1 protein-coding gene is annotated in these 1,173 nt (G+C 48.8%); it reads left to right on the forward strand.

Annotated elements, in window-relative coordinates; genetic code table 11:
• A partial coding sequence (locus tag A3729_RS17905) for a 3'-5' exonuclease (protein WP_197475902.1) occupies positions 1–1,173 on the forward strand: 1,173 nt, incomplete at both ends.

Below are 1,173 nucleotides of genomic sequence, written 5' to 3' on the forward strand. Positions count from 1 at the left end.
AATATGCCTGGCTTCGCGTACTCGCAGGCAACCGAATCCCCATTATGGTAGTGGGCGATGATGACCAATCTATATACGGCTGGCGTGGCGCGAAGATAGAGAACATTCAACAGTTCCAAAACGACTTTGCCCAGCCTTTAGTTATTAAGCTGGAACAAAACTATCGATCGACCTGCACTATCCTGAACGCGGCCAATGCTTTGATCTCAAACAATAGCGGACGTTTAGGAAAAGAGCTATGGACTGATGGCAGTGAAGGTGAACCGATAGACCTTTATGCCGCGTTCAACGAACAAGACGAAGGCAACTATATTGCTGACCGCATCAATGCTTGGGTGAACCAAGGCCAGCTACGTTCACAATGCGCTATTCTCTACCGCTCCAATGCACAGTCGCGTGTCATTGAAGAATTTTTAATTCGCCAGGCTGTCCCTTATCGAATTTATGGCGGCCTACGCTTCTACGATCGTCAAGAGATTCGTAATGCCCTCGCCTACTTACGTTTGGTTTATTATCGACACGATGATGCCGCCTTCGAACGAGTGGTAAACGTACCAACTCGTGGTGTTGGCAATAAGACCCTTAGCGATATTCGTGAACACGCTCGAGATCAGGGAGTGTCTCTCTGGCAGGCCTGCGTCGAACGTTTGCAGCTAGGCCTGATTAAAGGCAAGGCCAATGGCTCTCTGAATGCCTTTATCGATATGATAGATGAACTTAGTGCAGAACAAGACGAGCTAAACTTATTCCAACTCACCGAAAGAGCTATCGGGCAATCGCAGCTTAAAGAGTTTCATGCGAAAGAAAAGGGTGAAAAAGGCCAGGCCCGCATTGAAAACCTCAATGAGCTTTTATCGGCAACCAAAGATTTCGAAGCTGAAGATGACGAGCTAAGCCCATTAGCTAGCTTTATTGCCCAGGCAGCCTTGGATGCAGGCGAGCAACAAGCCGAAGAACATCAGGACTGCGTGCAACTAATGACGCTTCACTCTGCAAAAGGCCTGGAGTTCCCTTTCGTGATTCTGGCAGGGATGGAAGAAGGTCTATTCCCGCACCAGATGTCAATGGAAGAGCCTGGAAGGTTAGAAGAAGAACGCCGACTCTGTTATGTCGGAGTCACTCGCGCAATGGAGAAGCTAGTGCTCACCTATGCCGAGTCACGACGCCTGTATG

The organism is Oleiphilus sp. HI0043 (assembly GCF_001634935.1).